General features: G+C 60.6%; 13 protein-coding genes and 4 pseudogenes. 9 read left to right on the top strand and 8 right to left on the bottom strand.

Annotated features, from left to right (window positions below):
• Position 1: 1 nt before the first annotated feature.
• From NBH12_RS03440 to NBH12_RS10925, 3 genes and pseudogenes are all read right to left on the bottom strand, one after another.
• Positions 2 to 1225, bottom strand: coding sequence for an ABC transporter permease (locus NBH12_RS03440; RefSeq protein WP_016462554.1), 1224 nt, complete (start codon positions 1223 to 1225; stop codon positions 2 to 4).
• Positions 1222 to 2589, bottom strand: a complete 1368-nt coding sequence (locus tag NBH12_RS03435; protein ID WP_025263227.1) for an ABC transporter permease — start codon at positions 2587 to 2589, stop codon at positions 1222 to 1224. The genes NBH12_RS03440 and NBH12_RS03435 overlap by 4 nt, the downstream gene beginning before the upstream one ends.
• A gap of 148 nt (positions 2590 to 2737) precedes the next feature.
• A pseudogene (locus tag NBH12_RS10925) lies at positions 2738 to 2951 on the bottom strand (hypothetical protein); the annotation flags it as partial.
• Here NBH12_RS10925 and NBH12_RS03430 point away from each other — a divergent pair.
• Positions 2865 to 3056 carry a hypothetical protein gene (locus tag NBH12_RS03430; RefSeq protein ID WP_106622683.1) on the top strand — a complete coding sequence of 64 codons (192 nt, stop codon included), beginning with the start codon at positions 2865 to 2867 and terminating at the stop codon, positions 3054 to 3056. The pseudogene NBH12_RS10925 and the gene NBH12_RS03430 sit on opposite strands and share 87 nt — an antisense overlap.
• A gap of 171 nt (positions 3057 to 3227) precedes the next feature.
• Here NBH12_RS03430 and NBH12_RS10920 read toward each other — a convergent pair.
• A pseudogene (locus NBH12_RS10920) lies at positions 3228 to 5249 on the bottom strand (beta-N-acetylhexosaminidase).
• A gap of 92 nt (positions 5250 to 5341) precedes the next feature.
• On the opposite strand from NBH12_RS10920, the gene NBH12_RS03415 reads away from it, so the two are divergent.
• Positions 5342 to 5500 (top strand): hypothetical protein, encoded by a 159-nt coding sequence (locus NBH12_RS03415; protein WP_019727321.1) that lies wholly within the window; start codon positions 5342 to 5344, stop codon positions 5498 to 5500.
• Here NBH12_RS03415 and NBH12_RS03410 read toward each other — a convergent pair.
• Entirely contained in the window at positions 5497 to 6672 is a 1176-nt protein-coding gene (locus NBH12_RS03410; protein WP_052828748.1) for an ROK family protein, read from the bottom strand. The two genes, NBH12_RS03415 and NBH12_RS03410, sit on opposite strands and share 4 nt — an antisense overlap.
• 229 nt (positions 6673 to 6901) lie before the next feature.
• Here NBH12_RS03410 and NBH12_RS03405 point away from each other — a divergent pair, with 229 nt between their 5' ends.
• The 3 genes and pseudogenes from NBH12_RS03405 to NBH12_RS03395 all read left to right on the top strand — a co-directional run bounded on the left by NBH12_RS03405 (position 6902) and on the right by NBH12_RS03395 (position 9743).
• Positions 6902 to 8227 (top strand): ABC transporter substrate-binding protein, encoded by a 1326-nt coding sequence (locus NBH12_RS03405; RefSeq protein WP_021649272.1) that lies wholly within the window; start codon positions 6902 to 6904, stop codon positions 8225 to 8227.
• Positions 8228 to 8454: 227 nt separating this feature from the next.
• Positions 8455 to 8652: pseudogene (locus tag NBH12_RS03400) on the top strand (IS30 family transposase); the annotation flags it as partial.
• A gap of 80 nt (positions 8653 to 8732) precedes the next feature.
• The gene (locus NBH12_RS03395; protein ID WP_003830015.1) at positions 8733 to 9743 is read left to right on the top strand and encodes a LacI family DNA-binding transcriptional regulator; all 1011 of its coding nucleotides are present in this window, start codon (positions 8733 to 8735) and stop codon (positions 9741 to 9743) included.
• A 17-nt stretch (positions 9744 to 9760) separates the two neighbouring features.
• Here the strand turns inward: NBH12_RS03395 and NBH12_RS03390 are convergent.
• Both NBH12_RS03390 and lacZ read right to left on the bottom strand, forming a co-directional pair.
• A pseudogene (locus NBH12_RS03390) lies at positions 9761 to 9871 on the bottom strand (glucosamine-6-phosphate deaminase); the annotation flags it as partial.
• A 71-nt stretch (positions 9872 to 9942) separates the two neighbouring features.
• Positions 9943 to 13080 (bottom strand): beta-galactosidase, LacZ type, encoded by a 3138-nt coding sequence (lacZ, locus tag NBH12_RS03385; RefSeq protein WP_250819177.1) that lies wholly within the window; start codon positions 13078 to 13080, stop codon positions 9943 to 9945.
• Between the two features lie 364 nt (positions 13081 to 13444).
• Here lacZ and NBH12_RS03380 point away from each other — a divergent pair, with 364 nt between their 5' ends.
• The 4 genes from NBH12_RS03380 to NBH12_RS03365 all read left to right on the top strand — a co-directional run bounded on the left by NBH12_RS03380 (position 13445) and on the right by NBH12_RS03365 (position 18352).
• Positions 13445 to 14926 carry a glycoside-pentoside-hexuronide (GPH):cation symporter gene (locus NBH12_RS03380; RefSeq protein WP_052787911.1) on the top strand — a complete coding sequence of 494 codons (1482 nt, stop codon included), beginning with the start codon at positions 13445 to 13447 and terminating at the stop codon, positions 14924 to 14926.
• A 457-nt stretch (positions 14927 to 15383) separates the two neighbouring features.
• Entirely contained in the window at positions 15384 to 16277 is an 894-nt protein-coding gene (locus tag NBH12_RS03375) for a VirD4-like conjugal transfer protein, CD1115 family (protein ID WP_250819176.1), read from the top strand.
• 100 nt (positions 16278 to 16377) lie between these two features.
• Positions 16378 to 17691, top strand: coding sequence for an AAA family ATPase (locus NBH12_RS03370; RefSeq protein ID WP_052828739.1), 1314 nt, complete (start codon positions 16378 to 16380; stop codon positions 17689 to 17691).
• Position 17692: 1 nt separating this feature from the next.
• Positions 17693 to 18352: a hypothetical protein gene (locus NBH12_RS03365; RefSeq protein WP_052828738.1), complete on the top strand. Its 660-nt coding sequence runs from the start codon at positions 17693 to 17695 to the stop codon at positions 18350 to 18352.
• A gap of 108 nt (positions 18353 to 18460) precedes the next feature.
• Here NBH12_RS03365 and NBH12_RS03360 read toward each other — a convergent pair whose 3' ends face one another.
• Positions 18461 to 19756, bottom strand: coding sequence for a hypothetical protein (locus NBH12_RS03360; protein WP_052828736.1), 1296 nt, complete (start codon positions 19754 to 19756; stop codon positions 18461 to 18463).
• Between the last annotated feature and the right edge of the window lie 24 nt (positions 19757 to 19780).

Here is a 19780-nt window from a genome sequence, read left to right as displayed (position 1 = left end):
CCTAACGCATAGAGGAAAGAATGGATTTCGGGGATTTGGACAGCACGACGGCGCATGACACGGCAAGGGCCACGGCGATGACCGCGCATCCGAGCAGCAGGATGAGCATCGTCTGCTCAGGCGGCAAGGCCTCCACATGCAACGATTCCAGCGGCGCGACGCCCGAATCGCGCAACAGTCGGGAAGACACGTATCCCGACAGCATAGCACCGGTGCCCAGCGAACACAGGGCGGCGACCGCCGCCATGAGTCCGGTTTCGATGGCAAGCTGTGCGACAATCCGCATCTTGCCGATGCCGAGGGCAAGAAGCGTGCCTATCTCATGGATGCGTGAACGAATCCAGAAGACCAGCGCCATCGCCAGCACCAGTACGTCCGCGAGGCAGACGGACAGCAGCACCATGCGCACCAGATCACGCACCGTCTGCACGGATTGCAGGACGCCGGAGAGCCGGGCCGAATCGTCGGTGACGTCGTACTTGCCGCCGGCCATGGTCTTGGCCCGTCCAACAGCCGCGGACAGGTCCTGTGGATTATCCGACAGACATCGAATCATGCCGATCCGGTCGTTTCCGGTCAGAGCGGAAGCCACTCGCATACCCGAATAGATGAGGTTCTCGGAAGTGTCCGAGGGCAGGGGGCTTTGGGCCTGCACGTTGCCGGAGAAGATCCCGGCCACACGCACCGTGGCGTTACGCCCCTCCTGCCGGAGACGGAATGTCGAGCCGACCGATAGGCCGTTCTGCAGCGCGAAGTCGCGGTGGACCAGCACATTGTCGCCGTCGCCCGAGATATGGCGGCCCTGCTCCAAGCGGTACAGGCCACTCTGGAATTCCTCGGACAATGAGGAATCGGTGGTGCCCAGCACGCTGACCTGCATGGCCAGATCGGAGTCCAGTCGGGGGCCCTGCCGGGGCATGACCGGACGCGCGCCATCCACCTGCGCCAAGGTCTTCGTCGCATAGGCAGTCTTCGTCACACCGGGGATACGCGAGAACCGGCTCGCCTCCTCGGCGCTGATGGGATTCTCACCGGCGCTGACGGTAAACCCTATGCCCATGCCCGCGCCGATGCTGTCGGACATGGTACGCAGGGCCGTCGAGACTCCGACCTGCGCCACCAGGCTCGTGAAGACCATCAGCATCAGCAGACCGATGATGCCGCTGCGTACCGGCTTGCGCACGATCGCCAACGTGGCACGCTTCCACACATTCATGCTCATCATCGAATCTCCGACAGGTCTCGCGGCGATTTGCGCAGCATCGGCATGCACGCCACCGCGACGCACACCAGCATCACCGCCAACAGTCCGAGCGCCACGTACAGCATGGCGGTCCCATCGACCGACACCGTGAGCGAATCCAGGGTGCGCACCGACATGCTGGATTCAAGATCGCCGCCGACCTGCCCCATGCTGCTCAGCTCCTTCGCCGCGGAGGCGTTCACGGAATGGAGCGCCGTGGTGCCGAGCCACTGGGCCATTCCCTGCGCGCACAGCCAGCCGAGGGCAAGGGACGGCAGACCGATCAGCACCATCTCAGCGAGATATTGGGCGACCAGGGAGGGCTTGCCGACGCCAAGGGACACCAGTATGCCCATCTCCTGACGGCGGTCGTTCATCCACAGCAGCAGCATGAGACTGAGCACGAGCACGGCCGAGACGGTCACGCCGATCAGGGCGCCGCGCATCATCGAGCGCACGCCGCGGGCGGCATGCAGCATGCTCGACGAATACTGGTCGTTGCGCGTGATCTGATAGTTGTTCCAATCCACCGGGAGTTTCTTCGCGGCATCCATGGTCTCCTCCACGTCAACGCCCTTGGACAGCACGAAGGTGGCGTCCTGGTATATTTCCTTGCCGTCCTTGTACTGGTACAGATCGCGTGTGGTATCCAGATCGGTGTAGATGGTGTTGGCGGTGAGTTCCGCTCGGCTGGATACCTTTCTGGCGCTGTCGCCCTTGAATATGCCCACGATGGTGGTCTTGACGGTCGCCGTCGAATGTGATTCGTTGTCGGCGTCGTAGGCGTTGGCCTTGAGCGTGAGCGTGTCTCCGACTTTGAGCCCGTTGGCTTTGGCGAGATCCTCATGGATCATCGACGTGTACTTGTCGGAGGCCTTCAGATGTCGTCCTTCGGCCATGCCGAGCGTGCGCGACGTGAACACGTTGAGTTTCGACGAATCATTCGTGCCTATGACGTTGGCGGCGTTGCCGAACTGCTGCTCCTTGGTCGCATCGTAATCATCGCCGCCGGGGACCTTCGCCACATTCGCCCCCACGAGATCGGCGGTGGCGTTCTGACGGACCATATACGAATCGACCCCGGGCAGTTGGGCGATCCGGCGCACGTCGGCGGGACGCACCATGCCGCCTCCGCGAGGCGTGAGCATGCTGCCCTGCAGGTTGCTGGCCAGCACGAATCCACCGACCGCTTCCTTCTCGATTCGTCCGGCGGCCTGTTGAGCTGCCCGAGAAACCGCGATCGTGGATAGCATACTCGCCGTTATGATGGTCAGTACTATGAGGAGCACTATGGTTCGCACTCGTTTTCTGAGCACATAGCGCACCGACCGTGCAACGAACGTCATCAATACCTCCTGTGGGCCTTGGGCTTTTCGCCCAAAATGCGAAACATTCCGCGTTTCGCCGGTTAGTTAGCCGCGACAATACATGATGCACCTCAAGATACGGGGAGAATACGCCTTGGGCGAAAGACGGAACAACGGCGAATGTCGGTTATTCTGGATTTTGGTCCATCGCGGGCCGCGTCGATGCGTCGGCCCGCGAGGAATCAGCGCTCGCGCCTCACCTTCGAGGCAGCGAACATGAGGAGCGGCAGAGCGGCGAACACATAGTTCTCGCATTGGATGTACAGGTATGCGACCAGGACGAGCCAGCAGATGACGGTCTTGTGCCAGACGCCGGATTCGCCCGAACCCGCGCCGCGAACCCGAACGAGCTGTGGGTCACGGACATCACCGAGTCCGGGATCCCGGCGGGCAAGATGTACCTGCCGCCGGTCATCGACCGCTACGACGGCATGCTCGTCGCCTGAACGTGCGTGCTATCGTTGCGAACGACCATTCAGACAACGAAGTCCAACAAAACGTCACCGCCCCCTCGCGATACGTGACACACCTTCGTATAGGAAATGCCGTGAGGGATCTGAATCTGGTCCCTCACGGCATTTCGCTATCTGATTGGTCGAAATCTCACAATCGCAGCCTCAGACGGATTGGAAGCGCAGATGGTCCGTTAACTTCCACACCGTATCTTGCAGACGACGGAGTTCGGAGTCTCGGCTGACCGTGCTCCATTGCGTCGCATACGCCTCCATCCAGATCTCCAATGCTTCAGCAAGGTTCGCCTCATCGTCATGTTGAGACGTGGTGTTCGGTTGCAAAGTGTCAGTGATCCCGGTCTCGGACGCAAGCCGGAGGCCAACCCGGTTCAGCAGTCGCTGCCCCTCGACGGCTATGCGGAATGCAGCGGCGTTTCCTGCGTTCCGCGGTCCTGCGGTCGCGGTGATCGCGGAGATTCGACGGGCACTGGCCTGCAGAAGGTGATCTGCGGTTTCGCCGAGCGTGATGCGGTGTTTCAGATAGCGGAGCAGCATTCGTCGGGATTCCGCAAGTGACGGTGTCTTGCTTTCGTTCTGGAGGGAACGGATCACATCGTCCGGTCGTTCGTTTTCCGGCAGCAGTCCCGGGATGGTTTGCAGGACCCCGGTGTTGACTCCGCCTTGTCCGTCATCAAGTTCCAGCCAAGTGATCAGGTGGTTCCATTCGAAACTGGCCGCATGACTTGCATGCGTAAGAATATCAAGCAGTTCACCGCTGGCGTCGTGGTATTCGAGTTGGGAGATACGGCGGAGCATGTCGGCCTCATCCGGGATTCGTCCCGGGTTCCATGATTCCTGTGCACCGATGATCATGCCGGGGATGGCCATGCGTGGGTCGTTGACATGGCCGAAGTCGCCCCAGTCGGTGACAAGCATGCCCTAGGCGCCGTATTGCCTGCCGTAGCGGGCCATGCGGGTGATGTTGCTCCAGGCGTCGTCGATGCGCGGCAGGAGCGCGTTCCAGCACCATACGGCCGGGCATACGATCTGCTTGGCACCGGATTCGGCGACGGTGCGGATCTTCTCGTCCGTGACCTGAGGGTCGTACTGCCAGTTGAGCAGGGTGACGGTTTCGGGGAGCCGGTCGAGGATCTCGGGGTGTTCGAGGGCGATGTCGCCCCACATCATCGGCCGTCTGCCCTGGGCTTCGAGGTGGCGGCACAGGCGGGTGACGTAGTCGGCGTACATGGCCGCGACGCCGATGCGGTCGGCGAGGGGCTTGGACCGGCCCTTGCCGAGGTCGAAGGTCTCGTCGGCGCAGATGTTGAATTTGTTGGAGCGGAACAGTTGCAGGTAGTCGTCGATGAGCCGGCACGACAGGTCGAAGGCGCGGTCGTCGCCGATGTTCAATGTGTGGTGGTGCATGCGGTCGATGAACCCGAACGGCTCGTCGGCGGTTTCGGGGAACTCGCCGAGGTCGCGCAGGGATTGCGTGCGCAGGGCCATGTAAAGGTGTCCGAACGTGGAGACCGACGGGACCAGCTCGATGCCGCGCTCGGCGCAGTAGTCGTCGAATTCGAGGATGTCGCGCGGGGTGAGCGGGCTGGAACCGCGCCAGGTCTCGCTCATCGAGTCGAACGCGAAGGTGTGTTCGATGTAGAGCTGGAGCTGGTTGTATTTGTACAGGCAGAGCTTGTCGGCCCAGTGTTTGAGCCAGTCGAGGGTGGGGACGCGCCCGCGGGTGACGTCGAGGTAGTAGCCGCGCGTTTCGAAGGCGGGTCGGTCCTCGATGTGCAGGCAGGGCAGGGCGGCGCCGCATTGGCGGATGAGTTGACGTAAAGTCTGCACGCCGTTACGCACACCCTCGAAATCCACTCCCGCTACGGTCACGCCGTCCGGGGTGACATCGAGCGTATATGCACCGGACGGGTGTGCATGGGGCTCGTCAAAGGTCGTCAAGGTGATGAATCCCGGCCAGCGGTCGCCGGTGGCGATATCCCATTCCAATCCGGTGGCTGCGCGGATGTCGTCGATGAGCTGCACGGCAAGTATGTGCCGATCGTCACCGACTGCGCGCGCTTCGTTGATTCGTCCGCACATTGGCAGCAATGCGATGTCCGCTTTATGCTGCATGGTTTGCGGCATGGGGATGATGGTCCATCCTTGCAGAGATGTTTGACCGTTCATGGAGGTTCCTTTCTTGGGATGACGCTAAGGATTGTTTTGGGTTTCGTTCGGTCCTGAGATGGCATGTGCGGCGTCGGGGCCATTGTACGGAGATGGTCCCGACGCCGTGGTTTGCGGTTGCCCTATTCGTGGTCGCAGGGCCTCCCTGGGAGACGAGCCAGATCTGGTTGAACACGTTGAAGTCCCAGATCACCGACGGCATCGTGATGACTATCAGGCTCGGCTTGATCGGCGGCACGGTGATCTGCTAGTAGCAGCGCAGCTTTGAGCAGCCGTCCAGCTGGGCCGCCTCAAGGCAGGACTTGTCCACCTGCGTGGTCGCCGCGTGCAGCCCGCGCCCGCCCACGATCTCGCGCAGCACGGAGACCGCCTGCCCTCGCAGAGTGGCGTCGTCGCCGAGCTCACACCGACGCACCCGCATACCGCTCTGGTAGTCGTTCCGTGACAAGGAGTTGACGGTCTCGTCGCATGCATTGAGCAGCGTCTCGCCGACGATGTCGGGAGGTCCGTAGACGGCGATGTCATGAAGATTCAGCAGGCTCACCGGCATGGCCAGAGCTTCGCCGAGCCTCGCACCAGCTTCGGCCAGGATGTCCGCGCGCCGATTCGGGTCCCGGCGAATGCGGTCGCGCAACGCGATGGCGGAGACGTAGGTCTCCAGGCAGCCGCGCTTGCCGCAGGTGCATGCCGGACCGTTCGGGTCGATCACAACATGGCCGATCTCGCCGGCCGCATGGTCGTCGCCATCCACGAACTCGTCGTTCAGCAGCACCGACGCGCCGATGCCCCGGGTGATCTGCACAAGCAGGCAGTTGGGATTGCCGTGCCCGAGGAAGTGGTCGGCGAGCAGCGCGGCGTTCGCGTCGTTGTCCACTCGGGCCGGCAGCGAGAACTCGCCTTCGAGCATGTCGCGAAGCTCCACGTCGTCCCAGCCGAGATTGGAACTGGAGATCACCCTCCCCGCGCCGGAGACCACGCCGGGGACTGCGACGCCGATGCCGACAAGCCCCGGACTGGCAAGCCGGATCATCTGGCCCACAAGCGAGAGCACATCGTCGAGATCGACCCGGTCGCCATCATCAAGCACACGTTCGCGACGCTCCACGATTCTGGCCCGCAGATCCATCACGGCACCGGTTATCACATACGGGCGCGACAGATCGATGCATATCAGACGAAGCACGTCCGTATCGATGGCCAGCAAGGTGCCCGGCTTACCACGGCCATCCCGTTTCCTCGACCCCAGTTCACGTAGCAGGCCGTCGTCGATCATCTCGCCGGTCACGTCCGTAGCAGTGGCGCGCGAGAGCCCCGTCTCCTTGCATAGGTCGGCGCGCGACAGTTGCCGGTCGGGGAACAGCAGCCGGAACAACAGTCTACGGTTGTTAACCCTTGCGTCGCTGGGATTGGATTTAGCGTACATGGGAGCTCTCCTCGGGTGAGACGATTGCGGAAATGCGGAATCACATTATCGGGACAGACATCCCGGCGTCATCCTCGAACGGCTTTCAGGATAACACCCATCAGGGGACTGACAATATGAAAACGCCGGTGTTTTGACAAGTTTCCCATCTCTGTACATAATCATGTTCGACGTCCAAACAAAATAGTTGCTACGGCCAGAGACGGTCAAGCACGGAAAGAAGACCAACATGAACAACACCACGCGCGCAGTCATAGCCACGGCTGCCATCGGAGCCCTGCTCATCCCTCTCGCGGGATGCGGCAACACGACCACAAGCTCGGGCAAGACCGAACTGACGGTATGGTCGTGGGACGCCAGCATCGATCGCGCCGCCAAATCCTTCATGAAGGCCAATCCCGACATCACGGTGAAGGTGAGCAACGTCGGCAGCACCGAGGAGACCTACACCGCACTCAACAACGCGGCCCAAGCCGGCAGCGGTCTGCCTGACGTCACCCTGATCGAATACCTCGCCATCCCGCAGTTCGTGCATTCGGACACGCTCATGGACCTGAGCAAGGTCTACAACACCGCCAAGCTCAAGGACACATTCACCCCCGGCACATGGAACTCCGTGAACATCAACGGCGGTCTGTACGCGATGCCCGCCGACTCGGGCCCCATGGCCTACTTCTACGACAAGGACGTGTTCGACAAGGCCGGCATCAGCGAACCACCGACCACCTGGGACGAGTTCTACGAAGACGCGAAGAAGATCCGCGCCACCGGCTCCTACATCACCTCCGACTCCGGCGACGCTGGCCTGTTCAACGCAATGATGTGGGCCATGGGCGGCCACGCCTACAAACTCAACGACGACAAACTGACCATCAATATCGCCAAGGACAAAGGCGCCCAGCGGTTCATGGACCTCTGGCAGAAGATGCGCGACGAAGACCTCATCGACGTCCACACGAAGACCTGGACCGACGACTGGATGAAGTCACTGGGTGACGGCTCCATCGCCAGTCTCATCAGCGGCGCATGGATGGCCAACAACCTCCTGCAGGGCGTGCCCCAAGCCACCGGCAAATTCCGCGTAGCCCTCCTGCCCACCATCGACGGAACGCCCATCAACGGCGAATACGGCGGCAGCGGACTGGCCATCACCAAGAAGATCCCCGACGGCAAACTCGACGCCGCCAAAAAGTTCGTCGAATACGTCACCACCAACGACGAAGGCATCGACGCCCGCGTATCCAACGGCAGCTTCCCCGCCACCACCAAGACCCTCAACCAGAAGGACTTCCTCGCCAAGACCACGCTCAGGAACACCGACGGCAGCGACAACGAGTTCTTCGGAGGACAGAAATACAACGAGATCTTCTCCCAAGCCGCCAAGGATGTCACCGGCAAATGGGAGTTCCTGCCCTTTGAACCGTACGCACGATCCGTCTACAACGACAACATGGGATCGTTCTTCGCGGGCAAAACCTCCTTCAGAACAGCCGCAGACAACTGGCAGAAGGCTCTAAAGGATTACGCCAAGGATCAAGGCTTCACCGTTCAGTGACCAATAATCCAAACGGTGAATAACGTCGGTATCTTCCGTCGACAAAGATAGGCACCCTACCCCAATCTCCTTCCGGGGTAGGGTGCTTTTGCATTCATTATTATCGGAGCGGGAACACGGCCCCGGGCCATGCGCTGCGCGCATGGCAGGCGGGTGGTGTCCGAAATGGAAACCACATGGAAAGGACCGATGGACATGAACGACATGATGGACACCCGTACGACGGGAACCGCAACGGCGTAATCCGCCGCTACCTGCCCAAACGCTCCCGCATCGAACCGTCCATGGCCGCCGACGTGCAGTCCATCGTGGACGAGACCAACAACCGTCCCATGTGGGTGCTCGGCTACCGCACGCCGGCCGAGGCGTTCGCCGACGAACTGCTAGAATTAACCGACAAACAAGGGCGTTGCACTTCTAAATAGACAGCGGGCAACGGGGCATCTTGCAAATCTCGGGTTATGCTGTAGTAAAACCCTTTACTAAAGTTTGCGGGGAGGATGTCATGGCCACGCTCAAGGAAGTCGCGGAACGGGCCGGGGTATCGCAGAGCACGGTGTCGCGTCTGCTGAACGACTCGTCGTTCTCCATCAAGGAGGAGACGCGGCGGCGTGTGCTGCGTGTATGCGAAGAGCTGGGGTATCGCAACGTGTTCCGCCCTGCGATCGCAGTGCTGGATGCGCCTCCGTCTGGGGAGGAGCTACAGGATGTGTACTTCGCCGATCTGCGGAAAGTCCTTGCGGAGTGCGCGGAATCGATGGAATTGGACCCTCCCGCATCCATCCGTTCCATACATGAGCTGACGGAGCGCGCATCGGAGTTCGACGGGTTCATCACCGTGGGTGCCACGGTGTTCCCCGAGGCGGATTTACGTGCGTTGCACGCGGTGCTGCCTCATGGCGTGTGTATCGACACGAATCCGGCGCCTCATCTGTTCGATTCGGTGCGACCCGATCTGTCGCAGACGATGCTGGACGCTCTGGATGCAATGATCGCGACGGGCCGCAAGCGTGTCGCGTTTCTTGGCGGCGTAGGCAGCATCATGGGTACGCATGATTATCCGGAGGATATCCGCGAGCTGTCGTTCCGTCAGTGGGCTACTCACTTGAGATTGGAAACGGACGGGCTGGTGTATTCGTCCGGCACGTTCACCGTGGAGAACGGCTATCGTCTCGCGGAGCAATTGGTTTCTGACCATCGCGGGACAGGCACCATGCCCGACGGTCTGATCGTGGCGGCTGATGTGCTCGCGGTGGGGGCATTGCAAGCATTGAACGCGCTACGCGTGGCGGTTCCTGACGAGTTGGCCGTGGTAAGCGTGAACAACCAGTCGATCGCTCGGTACACGTCACCGTCGCTGAGCTCATATGCAATCGATCAAAGGGAGTTGGCGCGCATGGCATTCTCCACCCTGATCGATGGGTTGAAGCATGAGCGTCGGGTGCGACGGCACATTCTGCTGACGACCGAGCTGGTGCCGCGAGCCAGTTTCGTCCCCTCGGCCATGATGAATTGACGAAGACGGACGGCACTGGCTTCGGCCTTGCCCGCGCCGAATGCGAGCAGCACGAGGTGGCGGGCCTTGAGCACCGTGCCGATGCCCTGCGTGATGCAGTGGGTCGGCACCTGGTTGATGTCGTTGTTGTGTTTGGGGAATATGAATATATACGGGTACGGGCGGCGGCATGATGGTGCATGCCGCCGCCCGTTGCCGGTCAGATGAGTTCGAGGTTCACGTCGAGGGTGAGCGGCCTGTCGGCGGGCAGCTGGTAGGCCGTGTGGACGGGGGCTCCCCAGGAGTCGTCTCCGCCGACTCCCATCTGGGCCGCGAGCAGGCGCAGATAGTTGTGGCGCGGCGCGGGCAGGTCCTCGTGGCGCCGCGCGGCTTCGATCGTGTAGGTGTTCCAGGGCAGCAGGCTCGCCGTGAAGTGGCGGTCGCCGCGTTGGATGATACGCAATCCGTGGCCTTGGATGTCGGTGGCTTCGAGCCAGCGGACGTCCTCATGGCTGCCGGTTTCCTGCACCATGAGATACGGTGCCGTGCTCGCCTCTGAGGTGGTGTCCCAGATGCCGAGCTTGCCGCCCTGCTTGCGGTCGCGATAGGTCTCCTCGGGGCCGGTACCGTAGTAGCGCAAGTGCTGGTATTCGCCTGGCAGCTCCCATTCGATGCCGAATGCGGGCAGGCTGGCCGCTCCTGCGGCGTTGCCGGGGTATTCGACGGTCAGTTGCATGCGCATGCCGGGCGTGACGCGGTAGGTGACTGACACCGGCGTGTGATCCGGGTCGGCGAGTTCGTACCGGTATGCGGCCGTGAGTCCGCCATCGTCGGATTGCGTGATGCTCGTATCGGTCACGACGGCGTAGCGGCCGGCCGCGAACCATGCGGCCCGGTCGTATCCGGAGCGATTGCCGCGGTCGTTGTCGGTCAGCGGACGGAAGGTGACGATCTCGGGACGGCGGATGACCATTTCCCGCCCGTTGCGCTTCCAGGAGACGATGCCTCCCTGGGTGCGTGACATGAGGATTTCCTCGTCGTCGCGGCGGATGCCGGCGTTCCATCGGCTGAGAGTGACCGTCGCGCGGCCGTCGTCTTGGTCGTTCCCGGTGATGTCCCCTGCGAGGTTGAGGGTGTCGGTGAGTTGTCCGAAGGCGAGTTCGTAGCCGGCGGGTGCCCACGCGGTGGCCTCTGCGAGCAGGAGATCGACCTCATAGGTGACCTCGCGCGTGCCCTCGTCGGAGTCGATGTCTGGGAAGGCGATGTCATGGTGTTGGGTATCTCCTGCGGCCACGTCGAAACGGTAGTCGGCATGCCAAATCTCGCGTCCGTCTTCGAGGAGCCGTGCGGCGAATACATAGCCGTCGGTGCTGGCGAACAGGTTGCGGTTCTCGATGGTCACGCCGTGCCCGTCGGGGGTGAGCTTGATCGGCGAATACAGCTGCTTGACCTCCTGCGCCTTGGGGCTGGGGGTGCGGTCGGCGAATACGATGCCGTTGCCCACGAATTCGTAGTCGGTCGGCCGGTCGCCCCAGTCTCCGCCGACGCTGAGGCGTTCGCATCCGTCGGGCAGACGCTGGACGAGCCCTTGGTCGATGTAGTCCCAGATGAATCCGCCGGAGTAGCGCTCGTACCGTTCGAGGTCGATGAACTCGCTCAGGCCGCCGCATGAGTTGCCCATGGCATGCATGTACTCGCAGCTGACGAACGGCTTGCTTGCCTCGCCTCGTTCGTCGCCGTGTTCGAGCCAGTCTCGGATCTCGGCCGGCTTGGCGTACATACGGCTCTCGAAATCGCTGATCTCGTCGTAGGCGTGGTTCCAGTTGACGCCTTCGTAGTGGACGGGACGACCCGGATCAAGCCGGTGCGCGTGCGCGCTCATGGCCTTGAGGACTTCGCCCGCATAGGATTCGTTGCCCAGCGACCAGATGAGCACGCTGGGATGGTTGCGGTCGCGCATGATCATGCTGTCGAGCCGGTCGATGCATGCGCCGAGCCAGGCTTCGTCGTCGCCGGGGACGGAGGTTCCCACGGGGATGTCGCCGGGGCTGTTCCAGCTGCCGTGGGTTTCCAGGTTGGTCTCGTCGATCAGGTAGATGCCGTATTCGTCGCACAGTTCGTACCAGCGTGACTGGTTCGGATAGTGCGAGGTGCGCACCGCGTTGATGTTGTGGCGCTTCATGAAGCGGATGTCCCACAGCATGTCCTCTTCGGTGATGGCCCGACCGCGCCGGCAGTCGAACTCGTGGCGGTTGACGCCGCGGAACACGAGGCGCTTGCCGTTGAGCTTGAGGATGCCGTCCTCGATGGACACGCGGCGGAAGCCGATGCGGGTGCGCGCGATTTCCAGGATCCTGCCGTCCGCGTCGAGCAGGGCGACGGACAGGGTGTACAGGTCGGGTCGTTCCGCGCTCCATGGCGACGCACCGTCGATCTCGGCCTCGGCGTGCAGTGTTCCTGTCGCTTCGGTGGAGGTGTGCCAGACGGTCGTGCCGTTCTTATCGCGCAGCACGAGGTCGGCCGTCGCGGCGTTCGGTGTGCCGTCGACTAGTATGTCCAGCGAGAGCGATCCGCGAGATGTGGCGGGGTCCCAATCGGTGTCGGCGTGGATGTCGGCGACATGGGCGGAAGGCCTCGCGTTGAGTTCGACGGAGCGGAACAGGCCGTGCAGCCGCCAGAAGTCCTGATCCTCCAACCAGCTCGCGCTCGAATACTCGTAGCAGGCGACCGCCAGCACGTTGCCTTCCATCTTGATAGCGTCCGTCACGTCGAACTCGCTGGGCGTGAAGGAGTCCTCGGCGTAGCCAACGAACGAGCCGTTGAGCCACACGTAGATGGCTGTGGCTGCGCCCTGGAAGGTAAGCGTCACCGGGCGCCCCTCGCGCACGGCCTGGGCGACTTCGCCATCCGCGTCGAACTCGCGCCGGTAGACCGCCACATGGCCGTGCTCGGGGATGGCCGGAGCCTCCGGGTCCTCATGTCCGTCCCATGGGTACTGCACGTTCACGTACTGCGGGGCAAGCAGCCCCGCAGTCTCCAGATGCGAGGGCACCTGCACGCGGGAGAACGACGAATCGTCGAAGTCGGACGCGGCGAACAGAGGCGACACGTCGCTCGTCCCATCGGGGAAACGGCCCGTCGGCGCCGTCTCGACGCGGACCCGCCATTCGCCGTCAAGGCTCTGCCCGAGATCAGAACCCTCGCCGTTGACGGGGGCGTGCGACCAGCACGCATGATCGGAATGGGCGTCGAGCCGGTGGACCGCGTACACACGCGGGTCCGTGAGCCATGCCGTTGTCGGCATGGACGGTGAGACGATCGGATCGCCGTTCTTCAGCTGATCGTCGGTTGTGTTCATGATGTCCTCGCTTTCGCATCGGATTGCGTCGCGTCGTTGCCGCCGCAGTGAGGGAACCTCGTTGAATCGGGTTCCTTATATAATAAGGATAAATATTTTTACTTGATTGCGCAAATTTTTTCCAGCATCTCGCGGCATAAGGCCTACAACATGCAAAATACGTGGATTTCTTAAGACCCAAGCACATCAAGCAAGCTTCAAACCTTACTCATCCACACGGAGTGCTGGTTGCAAAACGTTGGCATGATTTGCGACACGCGGTAAATTTTTTACTTTTTCAAGAAAGTTCTATACTGAAGTTTTGCGGGATTGGAGCGGTTCCCGCGTACGGATTCTTTATAGGTCGCAAGGAGGCCACCACACCATGAGCGGATCCACCACACAGCGCATGGCGACGTCGGAACAGCCGCATGCCACGCCTTCAGGAAACATGGGGCAGAAGATCGCATACGCATTCGGCAACCTGGGCCAGGCCGCGTTCTACAACACGATGAGCACGTTCTTCATCACATTCGTGACCACCGCGCTGTTCATCGATGTGGACAAGACGCTGGCCAAGCGCCTCATCGCGGTGATCACCGGACTCATAGTGGTCATCCGCATCGCGGAGATCTTCCTCGACCCGCTGCTCGGCAACCTCGTGGACAACACGAACACCCGATGGGGCCGGTTCCGTCCCTGGCAGTTCATCGGCGGCATCGTGCCCGGCATCCTGCTGATCATGGTGTTCACCGGCCTGTTCGGCCTCGTGGACGTGAACACCGGCGTGTTCATGGTCCTGTTCGTCATCGTGTTCATCCTGCTCGACGTGATCTACTCGCTGCGCGACATCTCGTACTGGGGCATGATCCCCGCGATCTCCTCCGACTCGCACGAGCGCAGCACGTACACCGCGCTCGGCGCGTTCACCGGATCCATCGGCTACAACGGCGTCACCGTCATCGTCGTGCCCGTCGTCAGCTGGTTCACCTGGAAGTTCACCGGCCAGTGGGAGCAGGGCCGCACCGGCTGGGCGGCGTTCGCCATCATCATTGCCGTGCTCGGCTTGCTCACCGCGTGGAGCGTCGCGTTCGGCACCCGAGAGAACCAGGGCGAGCTGCGCGCCAAGGCCGAGGCCAACGGCAACCCCATCGAGGCGTTCAAGGCCATTGCCCAGAACGACCAGCTCCTGTGGGTCGCCCTCAGCTACTTGCTGTACTCCGTGGCCAACGTCGCCACCACCGGCGTGCTCTTCTACCAGTTCAAATACGTGCTCGGCGCCCCGGACAGCTTCTCCATCGCCGGCGTCATCCCGGTCATCACCGGACTGGTCACCACGCCCCTCTACCCGGTGCTCAACCGCCGCATTCCGCGCCGCTGGCTGTACACCGCCGGCATGGCGCTCATGATCGCCGGCTACACGCTGTTCATCATCGCGCCCATGAACCTGCCCGTCGTCATCGTCGCGCTCGTCCTCTTCTACCTTCCCGCGCAGACCATCCAGATGACCGCCATCCTGAGCATGACCGACTCCATCGAATACGGCCAGCTCAAGACCGGAAAGCGCAACGAGGCCGTCACCCTCTCCGTGCGCCCGATGCTCGACAAGATCGCCGGCGCCCTGTCCAACGGCATCGTGGGCTTCGTGGTCGTCGCAGCCGGAATGGTCGGCAACGCCACCGCCGCCGACATGACCGCCGCGAACATTCGCACGTTCAAGACCTGCGCCTACTACCTGCCGCTCGCCGGTATCGTCGCCAGCCTCGTCGTCTTCCTCCTGGCCGTCAAGATCGACGAGAACATGCACGACCACATCGTCGAACAGCTCGAAGAACGACTCGCCTCCGAGGAAACCAACAAGCAGTAAATAGTCCGAGCAGCGAGGGGACGGCCCTGTGTTGACGGTTTGAACCGTTGGCGCAGGGCCGTTGCCATGCCCGCCGGGGAGCGAAGAAGGAAGAGAGCCGGCGGGGTTCCGGTCGGATTGTCGTCCGGCCGGAAGAATCATCGCGGCGGAGAGCGGTCCCTGTCGCTTCGGTCAGACCTCGGATTGTCCGCTGGGAACCGGATCCGCGGTTTCGACGGCATCCGCGTCGGCGTCCTCGGCATCGACGGGTTGCATCGTGCCGGAGTGGTGGCCGGCGGCGTTGTTTCCGTGCCTGAACCTGCGGGCGGCGATGGATTGGCAACAGTGTGTTGGACAGTTTCTTAGAGGACGAGTCCTTGTTCGGTGAATTCCTTCGGGCTCCGGTATCCGGGGATGTTTCGGGCCGGCCATCGTCGGCCTCAGATCTCATGTCGTTCGTCCCTCATCGGACTGTCTAATGCATTGTATCCAATCCATCACCGACATGCTCGACCAGATGGGAGCCAGCGAACAGGACGAGGAGCGCGAGTTCATCGTCGATGCCCTCTTCGCCGAAACCCGCGTCGAAATCGCCGCCATGCGCGCCCACGAGGACGACTACGACGAGCAGACGCGCGACATGCTCGAAGGACTGGCGTTCGCCTGCGCCCAATACAACACGTTCCTCAAAGGTGCCGGCGAAACCAAGAAAAGCATCATCATCACCACCGGCGTCCACCTCGCGCCCTTGCAAGTGCGCGAGGTGCGCCGCATCCTCTCCGGCGACGACATCCACCTGGAATCCTTGGACGAAGGCAAGCGCGTGGTCTATCTGGAGCTGCCCGACACCAACGCGACGTTCGGGTTCCTGGCCAGCGTGTTCTACCAATGCCTCTTCGAGACCCTGGTCAGGAAAGCCGACCACACGGACAGCGGCCAGCTCGGCCGCGACGTGCACTGCCTGCTCGACGAGTTCGCCAACATCGGCAAAATCCCGAACTTCGTGAGACTCATCGCCACCATCCGCTCACGCGGCATCAGCTGCTCGATCATCCTGCAAACCGTTTCCCAAGGCAAAAGCCTGTATCGAGACGACTGGGAGACCATCGCCGGCAACTGCGACAGCTGGCTCTTCCTCGGCGGCAACGAAGCCTCCACCACCAAAACCATCAGCGACCGGCTCGGCGACCAAACCATCGACGTCATCGAAACCAGCGAAACCAAAGGCATGAACGGCTCCTGGAGCCGCAGCGTCCGCAAGAACGCTAGAAAACTCCTCACACCCGACGAACTCGGCCGTCTCGACACCGACCAATGCGTCTACCTGCTACGAGGCCTACCACCCTTCCTCAGCCACAAACTGACGGACTAGGACATAGACGTAGAGAGCCTGTCTAATCGCCTTAGAAGGCTTCGCCTCCGGCCTTCCGGGTAGTATTGGATGTCAGAATGTCTGAATGCAAGGAGGGCTGATGGAACTGCTGAGCGTCAGCGTAGGAGGTTTCCGTAACCTCGCGTACACGACCATAGAGTTAGGTGGAATTACCGCTCTCGTCTCACCGAATAATTATGGTAAGTCGAATCTTCTGGATGCGATTCGTTTTGCTTTCCAGTTTATTGAGTCTGGCAACAAGCGCAGAAACAACTTGATGCGGTCAACGAACTGCATTCCGCTATCGCCTTCCCTGTCCAACGATGACTTCCGTTTTTCCATTGAATTCGACGACCCCTCGCTTGGGGAATATCGTTTTGTGCGCTATGGCTTTTCGTTCTCTTGGCCCAAAGATGACGGCTCCGGGTGCAAAATCACCGGCGAGACTTTGGAAATCAATGCAAAGCGCTCTGGAACATGGACTAACTACCTACGACGAAATCGAGGACAATACAAGAAGGGACACGATACCCGGTCGTTCCGCTCCATCTCTTTGGATGACTCGCAACTCGCCATTGATGTCCTCACTGCCGTGGAAGACATAGAAATCAATCCTGCCATCCGATCCATCTTCGATATCACCTATGCAATTTGCGATTCGCTTGAGACGGAGAATCGATTCCACTCGACGCCGTTGGAGTTCGGCGAAACGATGGATGATTCAACCGCCATGTTCAATGATGTGGATTTGCCAAGAGCGCTGTATAGGCTCAAACAAAGCGATCCCGAGCATTATGATATTTTCCAATCCGCTATATATACGCTGTTCCCCGAGTTCGAGCACATCTCGGTGAATTCCTACGAACTACGGCCCGAAGACCACGAGCGTCTGAGCCAAGCGTTGAAGAAAGATGACATCCCGGAAGAGAACATACCGTTCCACATTCGAGATGATTTGTATCGTCTTATGGTTAAAAGCGCTAATCTTAACCAACCTGTCGACATCTCACATATGTCCACAGGCACAAAGCGCATCATATGGCTTGTTGCCAATACCATCATCGCCGGCGCGAACTCTGCTGGCTGCATCGGTATCGAGGAAATCGAGACCAGCATCCACCCACGCATGATGCGTGAGCTTCTTGAGGTTCTTAACGAGAACATCGGCAGTACCTCGTTGCTGTTGACAAGTCACTCCCCGTTCCTGATTCAGTATCTCAAGCCAGAGAAAATCTACCTTGGCGTTCCTAGTAAGGACGGAGTAGCGACGTTCAAACGAGTGGAGAAGTCCAAAACTAAGGATGTCCTCGATTCTGCATACAACAGGGGGCTTGGCTTCGGCGAATATCTGTTCGAGCTGATGTCGTCCGATGACGATGGACTGCGCGCTCTTGGCACTCTTCTTGAGGATTGATATGAACGATTACTCATATGAGAAAGGCATCGCGTTTATCGTTGAAGGCGCCACTGAGCGGGTTTTCTACGAGGAATACCTGAAGAAACTGTGCTCTGAGCGAGGCATGACAATCACCAAAGACGAAAAATCGCAGGAGAACAAGTACACCATTTGCGCGGAGAACAGGTCGATTCTGGTTCTCATTAACAACGTTGGCTCCGTGAGCCAAATGACCAATTCGGCAACATGGTTTCACCGTGCGTGCGTGAAGGAATACAGCAATATCGGCTGGTCAGTGTTTCTGTGCTATGACACGGACGCCTACAATTCGGACATCACCAAATTCCATGAAGGAGACTGGCTGAGATTGCGGCAGTCAATCGAAAGCGATGCCGAATCCATCGCAGATTTGGCTGCCCAAGCCGACATTGAAGATGTCATGCTGTGCGATTTTCAAGGTGTGCTTGCATTCCTCGGGTTGGACAACAATACTCCGATGTCCAAGGGGCGCAAGGGTAAAGTCAAAATCAAGCAACTGTTCCGGCGATCCGATCCCGCCTGCGCCTACCATGAAGGAGAACGCGCGAGGGCACTCATACAAACGCTCGATATTGACCTTATCGAAAACACAGCTCCAGTACCACTATCCGTCATCAGAAAAGCCGTGGATTTTGATTGATGTAAGTTTTGGCGTGCCAAAACTTACATCAATTGATGAAAAACGTCAAAAAACACCCTATTTTTAGGTGTCCGTGTAAGTTTCAGATGACATCAACGTCATCTTCCCTCATAAAGTGTCATGAAAAGTTGAGGACGCATCGACACCGGGCACATCCCATGATGGAGCCGAGGGAGACGGTTGAGGTGCGGGCCGAGGGGTGGCGGGAGCGGCTGGCGTTGGGTGAGTGGTGCTGGTTGATGGCTGCCGCTGGATGGGCGTGGGCTCTGATTCGGATGCCCCGGACGGTTCGGCTGGCACGGATGGTGCTTCTTCTGCCTGTTTGATGGCATCCGAGAGACGCTGGGTGAAAGCATTGAGGTCGTCTGCGGCTTTGTTCAGGGCGGCGATGTCGGTGGTAGTGTGCAGGGTGTTGCGGGCGGTGTCGAGTTGGGCGCCGAGCGATACGCGTGTCTCGCTAACGTTAGTGTCGGTGTTGGCTTCGGTGTGCTGGTAGAGGTCTTCGGCTTGGGTGATGGCGTCGGAGAGCTTCGTCTTGGCGTCGTCGAGTCTACGTGCTTGTTGCGATTGCTTGACGGTGGCGGTTGCCTTCGAGAGTTCGTCGAGGGCTGTCTTCGTTTGCTTGTTGCGCTCGTCCGCAGTGTGGGCGTTCTCTTCGAGATGCGCCGTGGAAAGATCCGTTGAGCAGTGAGGAATTTCGTTCGTCGCGTGATGTTCTACCACGTTGCGTAGGGAGACCAGTGCCTCGGGATCGGTCACGTCGGTGTCGCCCAATGCCAGCAGTGGCTTGGCGTCGTCCAGGGCTGCGTTCCATTGGTCGTATAGCTTGTTTGCTTGTTGGATTGCTTGATTGCATGATGCGAGGGCCTGCGCATGGGCATGGCGTTGCCCTGCGATGATGGTCACCGATGCCAGGACGCCAGTCAGGATGGTGAAGGCGGTCAGGGCCAGGATGCGTGCCCACGGGACGCGCCGACGCACCCTGATGGGTGGTTCCTCGGTTTCGTCCGCCGTCGAATCGCCGGTGAATATTTCTTCTGCCTCCGACATGTTGGAGGCAGAAGAGGATGCCGCGTTCTGGTCAGGGGTCTCGGATTCCGCGATTGCCGAGGAATCAGAGGCGGTGGAATTGCCCGACTTATTCGATTCGCCCGCTTCGGGCTTCTTTTCCTCCCATAGGATCGGCTGGATGGCGCGGAGTCTTCGTTTGCGGGGTGTGCCCGTCGGTGGCTCGGGTGGTGCTCCGGCTGTCGAGGGGTCGTTGAGCGCGAGTTTGGCCCATGTGGCGAGATCCGGCCATGCGGCCGGATGCCGGGGAACTTGGTCGAGTAAGTCCCAGTGCTCGGGGGCGGCCATGAGGTCTGCGAGCTCGTGGGGATCGAGCCGTGGGTTGATGCGTGGCATGCTCTCCGCTCCTTTCGTCGTGAC

Source organism: Bifidobacterium sp. M3-N-101 (assembly GCF_023656805.1).
Classification (GTDB): domain Bacteria; phylum Actinomycetota; class Actinomycetes; order Actinomycetales; family Bifidobacteriaceae; genus Bifidobacterium; species Bifidobacterium breve.
This window is presented reverse-complemented; position numbering and strand designations above follow the sequence as displayed.

Bases quoted from the DNA above. Each gene is read 5' to 3' on its own strand.
- NBH12_RS03440 (WP_016462554.1), bottom strand. From the start codon at position 1,225: ATGATGAGCATGAATGTGTGGAAGCGTGCCACGTTGGCGATCGTGCGC.
- NBH12_RS03435 (WP_025263227.1), bottom strand. From the start codon at position 2,589: ATGACGTTCGTTGCACGGTCGGTGCGCTATGTGCTCAGAAAACGAGTG.
- NBH12_RS03415 (WP_019727321.1), top strand. From the start codon at position 5,342: ATGGTCCCGACGCCGTGGTTTGCGGTTGCCCTATTCGTGGTCGCAGGG.
- NBH12_RS03410 (WP_052828748.1), bottom strand. From the start codon at position 6,672: ATGTACGCTAAATCCAATCCCAGCGACGCAAGGGTTAACAACCGTAGA.
- NBH12_RS03405 (WP_021649272.1), top strand. From the start codon at position 6,902: ATGAACAACACCACGCGCGCAGTCATAGCCACGGCTGCCATCGGAGCC.
- NBH12_RS03395 (WP_003830015.1), top strand. From the start codon at position 8,733: ATGGCCACGCTCAAGGAAGTCGCGGAACGGGCCGGGGTATCGCAGAGC.
- lacZ (WP_250819177.1), bottom strand. From the start codon at position 13,080: ATGAACACAACCGACGATCAGCTGAAGAACGGCGATCCGATCGTCTCA.
- NBH12_RS03380 (WP_052787911.1), top strand. From the start codon at position 13,445: ATGAGCGGATCCACCACACAGCGCATGGCGACGTCGGAACAGCCGCAT.
- NBH12_RS03375 (WP_250819176.1), top strand. From the start codon at position 15,384: ATGCATTGTATCCAATCCATCACCGACATGCTCGACCAGATGGGAGCC.
- NBH12_RS03370 (WP_052828739.1), top strand. From the start codon at position 16,378: ATGGAACTGCTGAGCGTCAGCGTAGGAGGTTTCCGTAACCTCGCGTAC.
- NBH12_RS03365 (WP_052828738.1), top strand. From the start codon at position 17,693: ATGAACGATTACTCATATGAGAAAGGCATCGCGTTTATCGTTGAAGGC.
- NBH12_RS03360 (WP_052828736.1), bottom strand. From the start codon at position 19,756: ATGCCACGCATCAACCCACGGCTCGATCCCCACGAGCTCGCAGACCTC.